Source organism: Advenella sp. S44, assembly GCF_002810445.1.
GTDB lineage: Bacteria > Pseudomonadota > Gammaproteobacteria > Burkholderiales > Burkholderiaceae_B > Advenella.
The window spans coordinates 537,260-555,366 of the sequence record NZ_NEXS01000003.1; the positions used below are offsets into that span (position 1 = coordinate 537,260).

The window sequence follows — 18,107 nt, forward strand, 5'->3', positions numbered from 1 at the left end:
CGACCAATAATGATATGGTCACAAATGTGATCGCAAGAGACGCATTATCGCAGTTGTTATATTGCGTGTGGATGATCACCCGATGTTAATGATTCGAATACAGGAGATTGATCAATGCCAGCAAAATCCCAGGATCAACAGAAAGCGGCGGGCGCGGCACTGTCTGCCAAGCGCGGAGAAACAAAAGTCAGCAGCCTCAAAGGCGCTTCCAAATCCATGCATGATTCCATGACGGAAAAAGAACTTGAAGAGTTGGCCTCTACCAAGCGAAAAGGCAAGCCGGAACACGTGAACAAAAAAGACTGAGCGAAAAATGCAACGCAGTGCGCGTTGCATTTCGCAACCGATGTTAATCGGGTTGCGCGATAGCGGCTTGCTCAATCGGAATGATGGTAGCCCTGTTTTCTGCCGTTGCAGCAGGTGGGCTGGTTTGTTCCTGTTCCTGGCTGATCAGGCGATCCAGACCCTTGCGGAACTTGATCGGCCCGCCGTCGAGTTTAAGATTGATGAAGGGCGTGCGGCGATTGTCCATGCCTTTTTGGACTGCGCTCAGTACGATCCGGTCTTCTTCAAATGCCTTGCGTACGCCTTCGGCGAATTGGCGCGAGACGTCTGCGTCATTGGCACTGAAATTTCTGAGCTGGAACCAGAAGTAGCGGGTGGTTTTTTCGTCTACCGGCGTCAGAAAGTTATAGGAGTCCATCAGGAACACGTCCGGATGCAGCGGCGCCTGATCGCCTCCCGTGCCCGCAGGCGTAAAGATGGCTTTGATGATGGCGTGGGAAGGATAACGCACTTCATAGTGCTGCTTGCGGTCGCAGTTGCCGGAAAACTTGACGAATTTTGCGTAAAAGGGGGCGACCTCGGTATCGTACATCCAGCGCGATACGATCACGCCGTTGTCCGTAACCGTCGTGGTCAGGGGTTCGTTTGCACAGGCGCTGTTGCCAAAAGAGCTGCGATGCACCCATGCCACGTGCGAGGGGTCCAGCAGGTTGTCGGTCATGTACAGATAATTGCACTCGACGATCATGGCGTCACCCTGGTTGATGCCCCATGCCGGGTCGCCATACTCCGCAATTTGCGGAATCAGCGAGGCGTCGGCCTTTTGCGGATCGCCCATCCATACCCAGACCAGTCCGTACTTTTCGGCAATGGCAAAACTTCTAACAGTGGCGGCCCGGGGGATTTTTGCGCCGGGCGCGAAAATACAGGCGCCCTGGCCATTGAACGTAAGCCCATGATAGCCGCATTCGACGGCATCATCGACCAGACGTCCCATGGATAAAGGCAGTTTGCGGTGCGGACAGGCATCTTCAAGGGCGACGACCTGGCCGTCCTGCTGGCGATAGAACACCAGATATTCACTGAGCAATTGCAATGGGTAGAGCTCATGGCCGATGTCGTGGCTCCAGGCCGCGACATACCATGCATTCTTCAGAAACATGGGAATCTCCGTTTATTCAGGCCGTTTCAGGGCTGCCATATAACGCTCGACATATTCATCAAAGCTTTCGTTGTCAGACGCTTCTATTGCGGCCTGTTCTTCAAGCGATTTTTTGACGCTGGCACGCATTTGCTGCTCGGTTTCGGCTGACAGTTCGCCAAAGCGCAGTTCATCTGTCAGACGCTGGCTTTGCAGTTGGGTATAGTCGGCAAAACTGAGGCCGCTGTCTTTGAGCTCCTGCAATATACGTGCCGAAGGCGTAGCCGATACGTCGTCCAGCTTGTGGCGCTGTTCCTGGATCGCCGCACTGTACTGCGTTGTGCTAAAGGCAATGTCCAGTTCTTTGGCATACAGCGCGACCTGGTCAAGTAACTGGTTGCCCCAGACTGGGATGGAAATGTCTTCGCCGTTGCTGCTCAGGCGTAATGCCGGATCGCGCCCGCGATTGACCACATCGGTGAAATTGGCCTGGCTTTCTTCACAGAAGCCGTCATAAGGGAAAAGCCGGCTGTCGTGCACGGCACAGAACAGCAGGAACGCGTCCATAAAATGACAGGTGGCATTCGAAATACCAATAGCGCTGAACGGGTCGATATCCAGGCAACGGATTTCAACGTACTCGATACCGCGTTCCATGAGCGCCGTGATGGGCCGCTCGCCGCGCGCCGTTGTCCGTTTGGGCCGGATGGTTGAGTAGTATTCATTTTCGATCTGCAGCACATTGGTGTTCAGTTGAATCCACTGGCCGTCGCGATGGGTGCCTAGCGCCTGGTATTCGGGCCAGGGTTGCGTGACGGCATGATACATTTTTCGCACGAAGGTGGACAGGTCGTTGTAGCACATTCTCAGGCCGGCCTGAGCATCGTTCTGATAGCCCAGGTCGCTCATGCGCAGGCTGGTGGCATAGGGCAGATATAGCGTGTCGTGATCCAGCTGGCGCAAGGGATTTGGCCGGTCGCCCAAAAATGAGCGCGGCACTGCCGGCGACGCGCCAAACAGGTACATTAGCAGCCAGTTGTATCGGGTGAAGTTGCGGATCAGACCCATATAGCCGATAGACTGTCGTTCGATTTCGGTTGCGCCGTCCAGGTCCAACTGCTGCCACAGCGAGTCGGGCAGCGAAAAATTATAGTGCAGCCCGGCGATACATTGCATGGTGCGACCGTAGCGCTCAGCCAGCCCGCGTCGGTATACATGGCGCAGCGTGCCGCTGTTGGATGTGCCATAGGTGGCAATGGGGATCTGGTCATCGGGCGGCAGAGGGCCCGGCATTGACTGCATCCAGATGCTTTCGGATGGAAACTGGCGGCTTGCAAAGCGATGTACGTCGGTCAGCTCGTCGAGCAGGGTGTCCACCGACGTGTGGGTTCCGGTAATCAGCTCGATCAGCGATTCGGAATAGTCGGTGGTAATATTCGGATGAGTCAGGGCCGACCCCAGAAGGGTTGTGTGCGGTGTGGTGGCGAGCGCGCCATCCCGGTCAATCCGTAGCCCTTCGCGTTCAATTCCGCGTAGAATATGAGTTAGCGAGTCTCGATGCTGCTGTAGTGTGGTCATGCGCTGCACAAGTCGTCCTGAGATGTCTCTGAAATCAATAATTGCTGATTTTAAGGGAGTTCCGCTGCTTTTCAGTTTTAAACGGTTTGTTTCGAATTAATTAATTTGGGTGGTACAGGTGATCAAGCGTCTGGCTCTTGTTTTTTTCATGGTTCTGTTGGCGGGGTGTTCGCCAAAATACGATTGGCGCGAGGTGAAAATTGCAGGCGGGCGCATGCAGGCAATTTTCCCTGACAAGCCGCGCAGCGAATCGCGAACGACAGAAGTCGAAGGCGTGGAATATCCATTTACCATGGAAATGGCGCTGGTAGACGACCAGGTGTTTGCAGTGGTCTACAGCCTGCTGCCAGAGGGCAAACAGGATGAGGCCAGTACGCGCAAGGCCGGCCAGGCGCTGCTGCGCTCGGTATACGCCAGCATGAACGAACCGGTGCCCGAGTCGCTGCCCGCATTCGGGCAGAAGCTGACCTTCAGGAAAGCGGTGGGTGACGAGAATGCCAGTGTCTATGTCAAGGTGTTTGCCGGCAACGGCGTTATCGCCCAGGCCTATGTCGCCGGACAGGACAACACCTTGAATGAGCCGGTTGCCGACGAGTTTCTCAATGGCATGTCGCTCAGATAGCCGACTCCCGGCTTGTTTTTAAAATGATACAATGCGATAAAGGTCGGCGCCGATTTGTCTGATCCGCTTGCGGGCGCCTCAAAAATCCCGCTAAAAAGGTCCGTATGGTTTCTAAAAATTCAACATCACAGCAATCTGTGGGCGTGGTTACGCCCCAATTTCTTCAGTTCGAACAACCGCTCACACTCAGTAGTGGCCAGGTGCTGCCGTCATACACGCTCGCTGTGGAAACCTATGGCAAGCTCAACGCGCAGCGCAACAACGCCGTGCTTGTCTGTCATGCGCTCAACGCCTCGCATCACGTGGCGGGCGTCTCGCCCGACAATGAAAAGGATGTGGGGTGGTGGGACAATATGGTCGGGCCGGGAAAGCCGGTAGATACGAATATTTACTTTGTCATCGGTGTCAATAACCTGGGCTCCTGCTTCGGTTCCACGGGACCGGCTTCTATCGACCCTGCTACCGGCAAGCCCTGGGGCTCCTCTTTCCCGGTTGTGACGGTGGAAGACTGGGTTCGCGCGCAGGCGCGGGTCGCCGATCACTTCGGCATCGACCGATTTGCCGCAGTCATGGGTGGGTCCCTCGGGGGCATGCAAGCCCTGAGCTGGGCTATCGAATTGCCCGAACGCATTGCCCATTGTGTTGTTGTTGCCACCACCACCAATTTGTCGGCACAAAACATCGCCTTTAACGAAGTGGCGCGACGCGCGATCATCAGTGACCCGGATTTTCATGGTGGTAACTATTACGAGTACGACACCGTGCCTGCCCGTGGCCTGTCTGTTGCGCGCATGGTGGGTCATATTACCTATTTGTCGGACGATGACATGGCCGAAAAATTCGGCCGTGCCCAGCGTAACCCGGCCGAAGACGGCAAGTTCCGCTTTGGCTATGATGTCGAATTTGAAGTCGAGTCTTATCTGCGTTATCAGGGCGAAAAATTTTCCAAATATTTCGATGCCAATACTTATTTGCTAATCACGCGTGCGCTAGACTATTTTGATCCGGCAGCCCGGCATGGGGGCGATCTGACCGAGGCATTGCGCCCGGCGCAAGCGGAATTTCTGACTGTGTCGTTTTCTACTGACTGGCGCTTCCCGCCAGAGCGGTCACGCGAACTGGTAAAGGCGCTGCTCAAAAACGGGCAGCAGGTGACCTATGCCGAGATCGACGCGCCGCATGGCCACGATGCCTTTTTGCTGGATGACCCGCGCTACCACGCTGTGGTGCGGGCGTATTATCATCGCATTGCCGCGAGCCTGGGTCTGAAGGCGGAACAATCTGAGCAGGAGGCAGCATGAGCAAAACAGAACCCAAGAGCGTGCGTGCCGATCTGCTGCGTATCGCGGACTGGATTCGCGATGATTCCCGGGTGCTTGATCTCGGTTGTGGCGACGGCGTGTTGCTTACCCACCTGCAAAATCGGCGCGGTGTCACGGCAGTCGGCGTGGAAAAGGAAGATGCCCAGGTGATTGCCTGCGTCAATAAAGGCGTGCGTGTCATTCAGCAGAACCTGGAAGAAGGACTGGCCATGTTCGATGACCAGCAATTCGATACCGTCGTGTTGTCCCAAACTCTGCAGGCGGTGATCAATACCGAGCACATTCTGAAGGAAATGGGGCGAGTTGCACGCTATGGCGTTGTGTCGTTCCCGAACTTCGGCCACTGGACCCATGGTCTTTCCATACTGCGCGGGCGGATGCCAGTGACCGGCCAGATGCCTTACGAATGGTATAACACGCCCAATATTCACCTGTGTACGCTCAAAGACTTCGAAGACCTGGCCAGACGCCTGGGATTTCGCATTCTTGAGCGCGCCACCTTCCGGGAAGAGTCCGAGATTTCGCTGATGCCAAGTTTGCGCAGTACACTGGCGGTTTATCATTTCGAGACTGACAGAAACGGCGCCGCATGATGAACATGATCCGTCCGTACCTGAGCCCGCGCGTCTATCCGCTGCTGCTGCTGGGCCTGGCTAGTGGGTTGCCGCTGGCCCTGACGGGTGGAACGCTGCAGGCCTGGGCTACGGTAGAAGACGTTCCGCTCACGGAAATCGGCTTCCTTACCCTGGTTGGCGCTGCCTATACGTTCAAGTTTCTATGGGCGCCTTTTATTGATCGCTTTGTGCCGCCGTTTATGGGAAGGCGTCGGGGCTGGATGGCCATGTCACAGATTCTGCTTGGCCTGACCATTTGCGGTATGGGGCTGTTGGATCCTTCGCGCTCGCTGTTCTGGCTTGCTGCCCTGGCCACCGTGGTGGCTTTTCTGTCGGCCACGCAGGATATCGCGTTTGACGCCTATAGCGCCGATGTGCTCAGGCACGAGGAGCGTGCCGCGGGCGCGGCGATCCGGACATTGGGCTATCGTATTGGCATGGTGGTGTCGGGCGGGCTGGCAATTTGGCTGGCCGCTGCGTGGCTGGGCTGGGGCGCCATGTATTTTCTTATGGGCCTGTTGATGTTCGGCGCGGCAGTGCTCACCTGGCTGGCGCCAGAGCCTGAAGCAGCAGGGGCCAACGTGGCGCCGCGCACTTTATATGATGCATTTACCGTGCCATTTCAGGAGTTTTTTTCGCGCAAGGGCGCAATCAATTTCCTGGCACTGATTGTGCTGTACAAGTTGGGAGACGCCTTTGCCGGCGCGCTATCGACCACCTTTCTGATCCGGGGGGCCGGTTTTTCTCCGGAAGTGGTCGGTACTGTCAATAAAATTCTTGCCGTGGTGGCCACTATTATTGGTGCGCTCATCGGCGGTGGGATCATGGGCAAACTCGGTCTGTACCGCTCGCTGATGGTTTTTGGCCTGCTGCAGGCGCTGTCCAATCTGATGTATATGGTCATTGCGCTGTATCCGCAGAATTTGCCGCTGATGGCGCTGGGCGTCGGTTTTGAGAATCTTTGCGGTGGCCTGGGTACCGCCGCATTTGTCGCACTGCTGATGGCATTATGTCATGTGCAATTTACCGCCAGTCAGTTCGCACTGCTGTCTGCCCTGTCGGCAGTGGGCCGCGTGTTTGTGGCAGGGCCGCTGACTCCGCCAATTGTTGAGGCTTATGGCTGGCCGGCGTTTTTTGTATTCACTTTTTTCATTGCTTTGCCGGGATTGCTTGTGCTGTGGTTTATGCGCAGCGGCATCATGGCGCTGGAAAAAGACCCATCGCCCGCCGGTGAGGCCGGCGCTGTCGATTGAACGAGACGAATAATGACTTTGAGATTAAAGGGCCTGTTTACGGCGGCCGCCACTTTGCCTTGCATATTGATATTGTCTGCCGCAATGGCGCAGACGCCGGCCCAGCCTGAACCGGCCGCTGGCGGGGAGCCGACCAATAGCGTATCGACAACGCGCGGCAACATGAGTGATCCTGGCCAGGCGCCAGGCGCGCAGGCGCCGGAAAGATCCCCACGGGCAACGCCTGCGACGCCTGCAAACCCGATCAACGGTGAAAACCGGATTCCGGTGGGCGCCCCGGGCTCGCTGGAAGCGCGACTGGCGGCATGTACCATGTGCCACGGCGCCACTGGTGTGCAGGGCGCCGATACCTTCTATCCCCGTATTGCCGGCAAGCCCGCGCATTATCTTTATCAGCAGTTGCTGCGCTTTCGCGAAGGCAAACGTGAATATCTGCCCATGCAGCGCCTTCTTGTGACGCTGTCAGACGAGTATTTGTATGAGATTGCCGTCTGGTTCAGCAAACAACAACCCGACTATGAATCCATTACGCCGCCGCGGGTATCACCGCTCATGTTGCGACAGGGGGAGCAGTTGGTTCACCACGGCGCGCCTGAGCGCGACGTTCCGGCCTGTGTCGCCTGTCATGGTGATAACCTGAAAGGAATGGAGCCGGGCATTCCGGGGCTCACGGGTCTGACTAACGAATACATTACCGCCCAGATGGGCGCCTGGCAATATGGCATCCGTCATTCGGTGGATCCCGATTGCATGGGTGATATCGCCAGAAAAATGACCTCGGCCGAGGTGCAGGCCGTCGCGGCGTGGCTATCGAGCCAGGATCCGCGTCTTGCGGGCGATATCAATGAGCCGGCCAAATTACCGGTGACCTGTGGCATTCAGGAAGTTTCAGGAGCAGGGCAATGAAATGGTTGTCAAAAGTCTTTGCGTCCATTGTGATTGTCGCCCTGCTAGTGGCAGGCACGATGTATTGGCTTGGTTCGCGCGATGGGACGCTGGTGGCTTCCTCTATGCCCGATGGCGACGCCTCAGATGCGATCATTGCTCGGGGAAAGTACCTGGCCCAGATAGGCAATTGTGTCGGATGTCATACAGCGGTGGATACGCCGGAATTTTCCGGCGGCAGCGCGCTCAAGACGGAGTTCGGCACATTCTTTGCGCCAAATATCACGCCGGATCCGCAGCACGGCATTGGCCGCTGGACTGCCGACGACTTCTGGCACGCCCTGCACAATGGCAAGAGGCCCAACGGCGCGTTGCTGTATCCGGCCTTCCCATACCAGAGCTATTCGCATCTGAGCCGCGCCGATACCGATGCCATTTTCAGTTATTTGAAAACGCTGCCGGCGAGCGACCGGCAGGCGCCGCCGCATGACCTGCAAGCGCCGTTCAATATGCGCTTTTTGCTGGCATTCTGGCGCGCGCTGTATTTTCGTCCTGCGGATGCCGTGGCTCACACCGAAGAATCAGACGATCCGATAGTACGGGGCAGGCATTTGGTAGAAGGCGTGGCGCACTGCGCCGAATGCCATACCCCGCGCGGCAGTCTGGGCGGTATGGATCAAAACCGCCCCTTGCAGGGCGGCAAAATGCCCGACGGGATCTGGTATGCGCCTGCGCTGACCGGCGATCAAGACGGCGGGCTGGATGCATGGAGCACCCAGGATATTGCCGACTTGCTATTGACCGGTGGGTCTGTCCATGGGTTTGTCGTTGGCCCGATGAGCGAGGCCTTGCGCGGGGTTCAGTACCTGAACCAAAGGGATGTCTCGGATATTGCGCTTTATCTGAAGTCGCTGCCGGCAGCCGGGCTAAAGACGGAAAGCAGCGGTAATGTGAATGACACGCTGTATTCCATGGGGCGAGAAATATACGGCCAGTATTGTGCCGCCTGCCATCAAGCGGATGGCAAGGGCGTGCCACAGGCGTGGCCTGCATTAGACGGAAATAGCCTGGTAAAAGGGCAGGATGTGACCGGTCTGTTGCGGGTGATCATGGACGGAGGATTTACGCCCACCACGGCAAAAACGCCGCAACCTTACGGTATGCCGCCGTTTCGCCATTTCCTGAACGATATGCAAATTGCTGCGGCGGCCACTTACATTCGTAATACTTGGGGCAACAAGTCCGGTGGCGTCGATCAGCGTCGTGTCAATCGCGTTCGAAATATCGATTAAGGCCATCGCAGGCGCAGTGGCGGGGGCGGTAGCAGGTCCGCCCTGTGGTTCGAGCCGTCGCGCATGCGTGTGCGCCTTCCGGTGAAGCGGAAAGCAGGCAGCGCTGCGGGTCCGAAAGGGCAACAGTCGTGGGCCTTTTGCGCTGACTGCCGGGTTTGTTATCAGGCGCGATTTACCGGTTCCAGATTCCAGTCGTAGTCAATCGTAAGCGGGGCGTGATCAGAGAAGCGCTCATCCTTGTAAATGGATGTCGCGATGGCTTTGTCGGCAATGCCGGGCGTGGCGATCTGGTAATCGATACGCCAGCCTACGTTCTTTGCCCAAGCCTGGCCACGATTGCTCCACCAGGTGTACTGGTCCGGTTCGTTATTGATTTTTCGGAAAACGTCTACGAACCCCCTTCGGTCAAACACATCTGAAATCCAGGCACGCTCTTGCGGCGTAAATCCGGAGTTCTTCAGGTTGCCCTTCCAGTTTTTCAAGTCAATTTCCTTATGCGCGATATTCCAGTCGCCGCAGATAATGTAATTGTGACCGGTCTTGCGATAGTCTTCCATCATGGCATCAACCCACGGCCCGAAATGGTCCAGGAAACGGAATTTGGCCGCCTGGCGTTCTTCGCCGCTTGAACCCGAAGGAAGATACGCGCTAATGATGGTCAGGTCCTTGAAGTCGGCACGCAGGATCCGGCCTTCACGGTCGAATTCGTCGCAAGCCATGCCTGCGTTGACATTGGCATCGTGTCTCACATACAGGCCCACGCCACTGTAACCTTTTTTCTCTGCGTGGCAGAAATAGCCGGTGTAATTGAGCGGATGGCGTAGCTGGTCGATCAGGTCTGCATCCTGGATCTTGATTTCCTGCAGGCAAATGACATCTGCATTATGGTGTTCCATCCATTGGGCCAGCCCCTTGCGAAAGGCTGAACGCAGGCCATTGACATTGAGCGAAGTAACACGAAGCACGGGGAATCCTTTTTGTTGATGAATCGGCGCAGCACTATTGTAGCGCTTCTGGTAGATATAAAGCTGGCGCTACGATCTGTGACTTACGCGGTATGCCCGGTCTGTCTTCTGGGCCAGACGGCCGCGACGATAATCAAGATTGCGCCAAGCGTCATTCGCAGTGTGGGCTGCTCGTTGAACAGAATCATTGCAAAGGCAATGGCATAGACCGGTTCAAGCGCAATGATCAGACCCGCGCTGCGAGCCGGGATGCTGCGAAGACTGTGGACGAAAAGGAAATGGGAGAGGGCCGTGCACATAACGCCCAGCACGATCAGCCAGAACAGGCTGGCGCCTGACAGGAGCACCATGCCGCTCATTCCCAGGGGCAGGCAAAGAACCAGTACGACCAGATTCTGCCAGAAGGCGACCTGTATGGCATCTAGCCGACCCAGGGTGCGGTTGATCAGCGCAAGGGCGGCAAAGGTGATGGCAGAGATGACGCCCCAGAACAGGCCGATGGTTCCCGTATTGTTCAGGTCAATGGCTGGCGTCACCAAAACCAGGCCGCTGATTACCAGTACCACCAGGATCCAGTCCAGCAAACTGACCGCGTCCTTGAGCACCAGCCTTTCCAGAAGGGTAATGAAGGCCGGAAAGCAAGCGAAACCCAGCGTGGCAATGGCAATGCCGCCGGTTTTTACGGCCATGAAAAATGTCACCCAGTGTATGGCCAAAGCCAGACCCGAACAGAGCAGCGCTATGCTGCTGCGGCGATCAAGGCCTCGCACAATAGCGGCCTTCAGGCAAAACGCAACGACTAACAGCGCCGCCACGGCAAACAGCGCTCGACCGAAAGTAATGGTCATGGGGCTTGCGTGGATAACGTGGCCCAGCACGCCGGTGAGTCCGAAAAAAACGGCGGCAATATGCGCGCTGGTCAGGCCTTTTTGTCGCGGTGTCATGTCAGTGGGTTCAATCAGCAAACCCGTATTGTGGAGACAGGGACCGTATTTAGCAAGCGATAGACGTGGTCGGGATGGGTTTAACCGAAGCGAAAACTGGATGCGGTAATGGAACCGAAGGCATGCGTTTCGTGATAGGACAGGGTAGCCGGATCCTGCTGCGCGGCGCCGGCGGCAACCATCAGGGGAATCAAGTGGTCTTCGTGCGCATGAGCCAGCCGGGCCGAGGGCGCCTGCTCCCACTGGATCAGTTTTTGGACGCGTTGCTGTGGACTGCTGTCCACGACAGCGTGTTGCAGCCAGGCGTCAAATTGCGCAGAGGGTTGTGCACCGCGCCGGTCCAGAAGCCGCAGATTGTGATAGCTCAGGCCGCTGCCGATGATCAGCACGCCTTCTTGTCGTAGTGGGGCCAGCAACTGCCCTAGCCTCAGATGAAATTGCGGGTCAAAATCTTTGCGGATGGAAAGCTGGACCAGGGGGATATCCGCAGCCGGAAAGGCCACTGCCATGGGGACAAATGCGCCGTGATCAAAGCCGCGCTTGGCGTCCTGCCTGACGGCAATACTGCCTGTCTGAAGCAGGGATTGCACACGCGCTGCCAGCACAGGGTCTCCGGGCGCAGGGTATTGCACTTGGTACGTATGTTCTGGAAACCCAGAGTAGTCGTAGAGCATGCCTGGCTGCTCGCCGGTGCTGACGGTGATATCGTCTGTAATCCAATGGGCCGACACCATCAGCACGGCCTTGGGTATGGCCGGCAGTTGGTCCGGCAGGCGCTGGAGCGACTCACGCAAGGCAGTGTACATGGCTTGCCATTGAGCGACCCACGGCCAGGGGCCGCCGCCGTGCGAAATAAAATAAACGGGCATTGTCATATCACGCGCTCCGTAAGGAAGTGGGACGGGCTCAAGTTGGCACACATGGTGGCACCGCGTTATTGTGGGGCCGGGTATTTACCTCGGACGTATGTGCCTCGCGTATAGGGCCGACGTCTCTGTGTCGCTCGTCTCTGTACTCCGCCATATGTATCTTGCGGCTGTCCGTCTCGTTAGTTTACGTCTCGCCTGTGCCGATATGGCTGCAAGGGTAGAGGCCTGATCCGAGCGGGCGAAAAAAAATGGCAGTAGCTCACCGCCTGTTCATGCCGGCAGGGCAGGTGCTGACAATACGACAAGCCGAAGAAAATGACGGGAAGCCTGGCGCGTCCCGGCCAGTGCCGGGCTTGTCCGCGCCGGAATCCAGATGGGGCTTAGGCCTTGCGGCGCGTATCGATACTGAATGTACCCGGACCTGCTGCTGCAATAAACAGAAAGATGAAGCAGTAAAGCACGACGGTCTCGCCGCCGTTCATCAGCGGGAACAGGGCGTTGCCCTGGGGAGCATGGGCATAAAAATACGCCACTGCCGTCATGCCCGAAGCGATAAACGCGGCAGGACGAGTAAATAGGCCCAGAATAAGCAGAATGCCGGCAGTCAGTTCGATCATGCCTGCGATACCGGGCATGGACAGGGCCTGCAAATTATCGAACATGGCAACATGAGGGATATGCAGGTATTTGGCAGTGCCGTGCAATAACAGCGTATAGCCGGACACAATACGAAGCAGGGCAAGAGCGTAAGGAACCAGATGATCTGTTTTCATGATTAATCCTTAAGTCAGGTGAATAATCGATACGGCGGATGCCTCATGTGACTTTATCGGTAATTGCGAAAAATCACAAATAAACAATGAATCTATAGGCTGGTGCAGTATCGGATAATGGTTGATACAGTCTAATCGTATTCCCGCAGGAAAGATATACTGATATTATTAACGGACCATTTCCTGACAGGAAATGATATGGGCAGCCGTTGCAACGTGCTTGCAGCATGTTTGTGGCGTATCTGTGACGTTCCGGCCGTATATTTGCCACGTTTATGGCGCCATCGATGGCTAGCCGATGCGGATGAGATCAAGAGGAGGGATGTACATGGATACCCTGGTCAGTATCAAGGTCTTCTGTGAAGTGGTGCGTGTCGGCAGTTTTGTTGGTGCCGCTCGCCACCTGGGCGTATCCAGTCCCATGGCAAGTAAGCACCTTGTGCATCTTGAGCGACATGTCGGGGCGCGGCTTTTGCATCGTACCAGTCGCAAGCTGAGTCTGACCGAAGCCGGCCAGTTTTACTATGACAAATGTGTTGATGCGCTGGATGTGCTGGAGCAGGCAGAAGCGGCGCTGGCCGACCGCCAGGGTGAGCCTGCCGGCGTGCTTCGCGTAACGGCGCCAGTCTGGTTTGCTAATGACCGCATTGCGCGTTTGCTGGCGCAATATCAGAAGCAACATCCCAAGGTGGTGCTTGATCTTTATCTGACCAATAGCAAGATTGAACTTGCCCAGGCCGGGATGGATCTGGCCATCCGGGTGACGCACGAGCCGGAACCGCAATTGATTGTACGTAAGATTGGCACGGTGCAACTGGTGCTGGTTTCCAGTCCGGCTTACATCGGCGCAATGGGTATGCCGCAGTCTGTGCAGGACCTCGAAAAATATGGCGCCGTCATCCCTAATTATCGCGATCGCAATGATTATCTATTGCACGGCCCTGATGGCAGGATGAAGTTCCAGCTCAATAGCCTGATGAAGCTGAACGATACCACGTTGAGTCGTAAGCTGGTGATCGCCGGCATGGGCATTGCCATGCTGCCCGCATGGCTGGTTGAGGAGGACGTGCGCCAGGGGCGTCTGCTGCGCCTACTGCCAGATCATGACAGCCCGCCGCTGGATATTTTCGCCAGTTATATCAGCCGCCAGTATCAGACGGCCAAAGTGCGCAGCTTTATTGATTTTTTCTCTGCAGCCATGGCGCCATAGGGCATGCTTGCTTTATCATTGCGGGGTCAACAACATATCGAATTTCAGCAGGAACACTATGTCTTCTCAGAACCGCCTTGATTTTGTCCGATTTGCCTCGCAGGAAGGCGTTCTGCGCTTCGGTCAGTTCAAAGTCAAATCCGGCCGTCTCAGCCCCTATTTTTTCAATGCCGGCCTGTTCAATACCGGCCGATCGGTGGGCGAACTCGGCCGGTTCTATGCGCAGGCGCTGCGCGATTCCGGTGTCGGCTTCGATATGCTGTTTGGTCCCGCCTATAAAGGGATACCTCTGGCGGCCACCACAGCCATTGCCCTGGCCGGCCAAGGCCCGCAAGCGGCTGATGTGCCATTTGCGTTTAACCGCAAGGAAGCCAAAGCGCACGGGGAGGGTGGCACACTGGTTGGGGCGCCGTTGCAGGGTCGTGTTGTGATTATTGATGATGTGATTACGGCCGGCACTTCGGTACGCGAATCGGTTGATATTATTCGTGCGGCAGGCGCTGTGCCGGCGGCCGTGCTGATCGCGCTTGACCGGATGGAGCGCGCCGGCGCCGATGATGCGTTGTCGGCGCATTCTGCAGTACAGGATGTACAACAAAAGTACGGTATGCCGGTCATCAGTATCGCGTCGCTCGATGACATCATGCAATTGCTCAATGAAGATGCGACGTTCGCGCAATACCAGGCGGACGTGGCGGCTTACCGGATTAAATACGGCATTCAGCAATAAATACGGCATGCAGGGATAAGCGCGCGGCGCATATTTGTCGGTGGTCTTTGCAAGACCGGTCGCGGACAAGCACGCCGCAGCCAAATGAGCGGCAGTCAAACGCGACGCAGTCACGCACGGCACGGTCGAACATGCCACAGTCAACCGTGGCACAGTCGAACACCCCGCAATGCCTTTGCCAGGACCCTGCTGCAGCCTGCCTTGAAACGCTTAGCCCAGCTTTTCCTTGAGCAACTGGTTGACCTGGGCCGGATTGACCTTGCCCTTGCCGGCCTTCATTACCTGACCGACCAGTGAGTTGAAGGCTTTTTGTTTGCCTGCACGGTATTCTTCAACGATTGCCGGATGCGCCGCAAGAACCTCGTCGACCAGTGCACCAATGGCGCCGGTGTCGCTGATCTGTTTGAGTCCGCGCGCGTCGATGATGGCGTCGACATTGCGGTCATGTTCGCCGGCCCACATGGCAGCAAATACTTCGCGCCCGGTTTTATTGGACAGGGTGCCGTCGGCAATACGCTGGACCAGCTGGGCCAGTCCTTGTGCGGTGACCGGGCTGTCTGCAATCTCGCGCTCTTCGCGGTTTAGCGAGGCGGTCAGCTCGCCCATGATCCAGTTCGATGCCAGCTTGGCATGCTGGGCAGGCAGACACGCCATGGTCGCTTCGAAAAAGTCGGAGACGCCGCGTGTGACCGTCAGTTGCGCCGCGTCGTAAGCGGGCAGGCCCAGTTCGGTTTCGTAGCGCTCGCGTCGCAATACTGGCAACTCGGGCATGTCGGCGCGCACCTGTTCAACCCATTGGCTGCTGATAATCAGCGGCGGCAGGTCCGGATCAGGAAAGTAACGGTAGTCGTGCGCGTCTTCCTTGGTGCGCATACTGCGCGTTTCATCGTTCACATCGTCGTACAGGCGGGTCTCCTGGATGATGGTGCCGCCGTCTTCCAGAACCTCGATCTGCCTGCGGGCCTCAAATAATATGGCGCGCTCCAGAAAACGGAAGGAATTGACGTTTTTGATTTCGGTGCGGGTGCCAAATTCCTTTTGTCCGACAGGGCGCACCGAGACGTTGGCGTCGCAACGGAATGAGCCTTCCTGCATATTGCCGTCGCATATACCCAGCCAGACGACCAGGCCGTGCAGAGTACGCGCATATTCGACCGCTTCGGCAGCAGAGCGCATTTCGGGCTCGGTGACGATCTCCAGCAGCGGGGTGCCGGTGCGATTCAGGTCAATGCCGGTGGCCGGCTCGCCCTGCGGGCCCTTGAAGGTGTCGTGCAGCGACTTGCCGGCATCTTCCTCAAGATGCGCGCGCGTCAGGTTCACGGTTTTTTCTTCATTTCCGACAAAAAAGCGGATTTTTCCGCCTACGACGACTGGAATTTCAAATTGGGTAATTTGATAGTTTTTCGGCAGGTCGGGATAAAAATAGTTTTTGCGCGCGAAGATCGAGCGTGGCGAAATGGTGCCGCCCACGGCCAGGCCGAAGCGGATGGCGCGATCGACCGCACCGCGATTCATCACCGGCAGGCTGCCGGGCAGGGCCAGATCGATGCAGTTGGCCTGTGTGTTGGGTGCGGCACCGAAAGCCGTGCTGCTGCCCGAGAAAATTTTGGATTGGGTAGATAACTGGGTATGGGTTTCCAGTCCGATAACGATTTCCCATTTCATGATTGGATATCCGGTGTACGTGTGTGCCAGTCGGTGTGCTGTTGGAAGCAGTCGGCCACGGCCAGCAGTCGGCCTTCGTCAAAATAGTTGCCAATGAGATGTAGTCCGACAGGGCGGGTGCCGTTGCGGCCAAAACCGCAAGGAACTGACATGGCCGGCAGGCCGGCCAGGCTGACGCCCAGCGTGTAGATATCGGCCAGCCAGTCGGCTGTCGGGTCTTCGTTGTTGTCGCCAATATTTTTGGCGACATCAGGCGTGACAGGCCCCACGATAATATCGCACTGGCCGTCGAGCGCCTTGTGGAAATCATCAACAATCAGTCGGCGGATACGTTGCGCTTGCAAATAGTAGGCATCGTAGTAGCCCTGAGACAGTACGTACGAGCCGATAAGGATGCGTCGCTGCACTTCGGCGCCAAAGCCCTCTGCACGCGAGCGGCTGATCATTTCGTCAATGTTGCGATAGGCCGTGGCGCGGTGACCATAGCGAACGCCATCATAGCGCGACAGGTTGCTGGAGGCTTCGGCCGGTGCAATCACGTAATAGGCCGGGATGGCCAGCTCGGTATTCGGCAGCGAAATGTCTACCCGCAAGGCGCCGAGCTTTTCGAGTTCGACCAGTGCGGCTTCGACGGCAGCGGCGACCTCGCTATTGAGGCCGGCGCCGAAATACTCGCGTGGCACACCAATACGCAATCCCTGCAGCGGCCGGGCGCCACCTTCGCGGTAACCGGCGCTGGCCTTGTCGAAGGCCTGCTGCACACGGCCGACGACATTGGGCGTGCCCAGGCAATCCTGCAGGCTGGTCGAGTCCATGGGGTCGAATCCACTGATGGTATCCAGTACGGTGACCAGGTCTTTGGCGTTGCGGGCCAGGGGTCCGGCCTGGTCCAGGCTGGAGCCAAAGGCAACCATGCCGAACCGCGACACGGTGCCATAGGTGGGCTTGATACCGCTGACACCGCAAAGTGCAGCGGGCTGGCGCACCGAACCACCGGTATCGGTGCCAGTGGCAATGGGTACGATGCCGGCGGCGATCGCTGCGGCCGATCCGCCCGATGAGCCGCCCGGCACTGCCTGCGGATCCCATGGATTGCGACATACGCCGAAAGCCGAGTTTTCGTTGCCGGAGCCCATGGCAAATTCATCGCAATTGAGTTTGCCGATATTGACCGCGCCCGCTTCGGCCAGTTGTGTGACCACGGTGGCATCGAACGGGCTGACGTAATCCTTGAGCATCAGGCTGCCTGCCGTGGTGCGCCATTGGCGCGTAACAAATACGTCTTTGTGGGCGATTGGGATGCCGGTCAGGGCGTGTACATCGCCGCGCGCAATGCGCTCGTCTGCGACACGCGCCTGCGCGAGCGTCAGCTCGGGGTCAATGTGTAAAAAGGCATTGAGGCTGGCGTGCTGGCCGGCGCGATTGAGTGCGGCTTCGGCAAGTTCGACGGCACTGACCTGCTTGCCGTCCAGCGCCTGGCGCAGTCCGGAAAGACTGAAACTGGAAATATCGGTCATGGTTACTCGATTACTTTGGGGACTAGAAACAGGCCGTCTTCCTGGGCCGGGGCGTTTGCCATGAGGCGGGAACGGGTGGTCTCAGAGGGAGTTTCGGTGACGGCATCTTCACGCAGGCGCAGGGCGATGTCCTGAATGGCCGATAGCGGATGGGCCAGCGGTTCGACACCTTGGGTGTCTACTGCCTGAAGCCTTTCAATAAGATCAAGAATGCTGTTCAGATCGGTAAGGGCCTGGGTCTGTTCTGCCGGGTCCAGTTCGAGCCGGGAGAGACGGGCAATGCGGTTCACGTCGTTTTCGGTAAGGGCCATAAACGCTTGTTTTTCAGAAATTAATTGAGTCGCCGGATGCGTCGCGTGAAAGTTGCCTGGCTGACGGCAGTGGTTTGGGAAAAACAGTCTGCAAAAACAATAAATCACGCGAAGGAAAAGTAATTATACGT

The 18,107-nt window shown here is 57.1% G+C and carries 18 protein-coding genes and 1 riboswitch; of the genes, 9 read left to right on the forward strand and 9 right to left on the reverse strand.

Going from position 1 to position 18,107, the window contains the following annotated elements; translation table 11 throughout:
* The first annotated feature begins 114 nt into the window (after positions 1-114).
* Complete coding sequence (locus tag CAP48_RS06500) at positions 115-306, forward strand: DUF3008 family protein (protein ID WP_100695193.1); 192 nt, start codon at positions 115-117, stop codon at positions 304-306.
* Between the two features lie 43 nt (positions 307-349).
* Here CAP48_RS06500 and CAP48_RS06505 read toward each other — a convergent pair whose 3' ends face one another.
* Positions 350-1,447 carry an aromatic ring-hydroxylating dioxygenase subunit alpha gene (locus CAP48_RS06505; RefSeq protein WP_100695194.1) on the reverse strand — a complete coding sequence of 366 codons (1,098 nt, stop codon included), beginning with the start codon at positions 1,445-1,447 and terminating at the stop codon, positions 350-352.
* A gap of 12 nt (positions 1,448-1,459) precedes the next feature.
* Positions 1,460-3,028 carry a glutamate--cysteine ligase gene (gshA, locus tag CAP48_RS06510; protein WP_369806344.1) on the reverse strand — a complete coding sequence of 523 codons (1,569 nt, stop codon included), beginning with the start codon at positions 3,026-3,028 and terminating at the stop codon, positions 1,460-1,462.
* Positions 3,029-3,218: 190 nt separating this feature from the next.
* Here gshA and CAP48_RS06515 point away from each other — a divergent pair, with 190 nt between their 5' ends.
* From CAP48_RS06515 to CAP48_RS06540, 6 genes are all read left to right on the forward strand, one after another.
* Positions 3,219-3,626 (forward strand): hypothetical protein, encoded by a 408-nt coding sequence (locus CAP48_RS06515; protein ID WP_153045657.1) that lies wholly within the window; start codon positions 3,219-3,221, stop codon positions 3,624-3,626.
* Positions 3,627-3,662: 36 nt separating this feature from the next.
* A riboswitch (SAM riboswitch) is annotated at positions 3,663-3,741 on the forward strand.
* Positions 3,731-4,927 carry a homoserine O-acetyltransferase gene (locus CAP48_RS06520; RefSeq protein WP_100695196.1) on the forward strand — a complete coding sequence of 399 codons (1,197 nt, stop codon included), beginning with the start codon at positions 3,731-3,733 and terminating at the stop codon, positions 4,925-4,927. It overlaps the preceding riboswitch by 11 nt.
* Complete coding sequence (gene metW / locus CAP48_RS06525; RefSeq protein ID WP_100695197.1) at positions 4,924-5,541, forward strand: methionine biosynthesis protein MetW; 618 nt, start codon at positions 4,924-4,926, stop codon at positions 5,539-5,541. Before CAP48_RS06520 ends, metW begins: the two co-directional genes overlap by 4 nt.
* Positions 5,538-6,815 (forward strand): MFS transporter, encoded by a 1,278-nt coding sequence (locus CAP48_RS06530; RefSeq protein ID WP_100695198.1) that lies wholly within the window; start codon positions 5,538-5,540, stop codon positions 6,813-6,815. Before metW ends, CAP48_RS06530 begins: the two co-directional genes overlap by 4 nt.
* 12 nt (positions 6,816-6,827) lie before the next feature.
* Complete coding sequence (locus tag CAP48_RS06535) at positions 6,828-7,721, forward strand: c-type cytochrome (RefSeq protein WP_100695199.1); 894 nt, start codon at positions 6,828-6,830, stop codon at positions 7,719-7,721.
* Positions 7,718-8,992, forward strand: a complete 1,275-nt coding sequence (locus CAP48_RS06540; protein ID WP_100695200.1) for a cytochrome c — start codon at positions 7,718-7,720, stop codon at positions 8,990-8,992. The genes CAP48_RS06535 and CAP48_RS06540 overlap by 4 nt, the downstream gene beginning before the upstream one ends.
* A 161-nt stretch (positions 8,993-9,153) precedes the next feature.
* Here the strand turns inward: CAP48_RS06540 and CAP48_RS06545 are convergent, their stop codons facing one another.
* The 4 genes from CAP48_RS06545 to CAP48_RS06560 all read right to left on the reverse strand — a co-directional run bounded on the left by CAP48_RS06545 (position 9,154) and on the right by CAP48_RS06560 (position 12,543).
* Positions 9,154-9,957, reverse strand: coding sequence for an exodeoxyribonuclease III (locus CAP48_RS06545; RefSeq protein ID WP_100695201.1), 804 nt, complete (start codon positions 9,955-9,957; stop codon positions 9,154-9,156).
* Between the two features lie 83 nt (positions 9,958-10,040).
* Complete coding sequence (locus CAP48_RS06550; protein WP_100695202.1) at positions 10,041-10,901, reverse strand: DMT family transporter; 861 nt, start codon at positions 10,899-10,901, stop codon at positions 10,041-10,043.
* Between the two features lie 80 nt (positions 10,902-10,981).
* Entirely contained in the window at positions 10,982-11,776 is a 795-nt protein-coding gene (locus CAP48_RS06555; protein ID WP_100695203.1) for a class III extradiol ring-cleavage dioxygenase, read from the reverse strand.
* 374 nt (positions 11,777-12,150) lie between these two features.
* On the reverse strand, positions 12,151-12,543 hold the full coding sequence (locus tag CAP48_RS06560) for a DoxX family protein (protein WP_100695204.1): 393 nt from the start codon (positions 12,541-12,543) through the stop codon (positions 12,151-12,153).
* Between the two features lie 328 nt (positions 12,544-12,871).
* On the opposite strand from CAP48_RS06560, the gene CAP48_RS06565 reads away from it, so the two are divergent.
* Together CAP48_RS06565 and pyrE are read left to right on the forward strand one after the other, a co-directional pair.
* Positions 12,872-13,753, forward strand: coding sequence for a LysR family transcriptional regulator (locus CAP48_RS06565; RefSeq protein WP_100695205.1), 882 nt, complete (start codon positions 12,872-12,874; stop codon positions 13,751-13,753).
* Positions 13,754-13,811: 58 nt separating this feature from the next.
* Entirely contained in the window at positions 13,812-14,483 is a 672-nt protein-coding gene (gene pyrE, locus CAP48_RS06570) for an orotate phosphoribosyltransferase (RefSeq protein WP_100695206.1), read from the forward strand.
* Between the two features lie 210 nt (positions 14,484-14,693).
* Here pyrE and gatB read toward each other — a convergent pair whose 3' ends face one another.
* The 3 genes from gatB to gatC are packed head-to-tail and all read right to left on the reverse strand — an operon-like array spanning position 14,694 to position 17,976.
* A complete protein-coding gene (gene gatB, locus CAP48_RS06575; protein ID WP_100695207.1) occupies positions 14,694-16,148 on the reverse strand; it encodes an Asp-tRNA(Asn)/Glu-tRNA(Gln) amidotransferase subunit GatB in 1,455 nt (484 codons plus the stop codon).
* On the reverse strand, positions 16,145-17,665 hold the full coding sequence (gene gatA / locus CAP48_RS06580) for an Asp-tRNA(Asn)/Glu-tRNA(Gln) amidotransferase subunit GatA (RefSeq protein ID WP_100695208.1): 1,521 nt from the start codon (positions 17,663-17,665) through the stop codon (positions 16,145-16,147). Before gatA ends, gatB begins: the two co-directional genes overlap by 4 nt.
* A gap of 2 nt (positions 17,666-17,667) precedes the next feature.
* Positions 17,668-17,976 carry an Asp-tRNA(Asn)/Glu-tRNA(Gln) amidotransferase subunit GatC gene (gatC, locus tag CAP48_RS06585; RefSeq protein WP_100695209.1) on the reverse strand — a complete coding sequence of 103 codons (309 nt, stop codon included), beginning with the start codon at positions 17,974-17,976 and terminating at the stop codon, positions 17,668-17,670.
* Between the last annotated feature and the right edge of the window lie 131 nt (positions 17,977-18,107).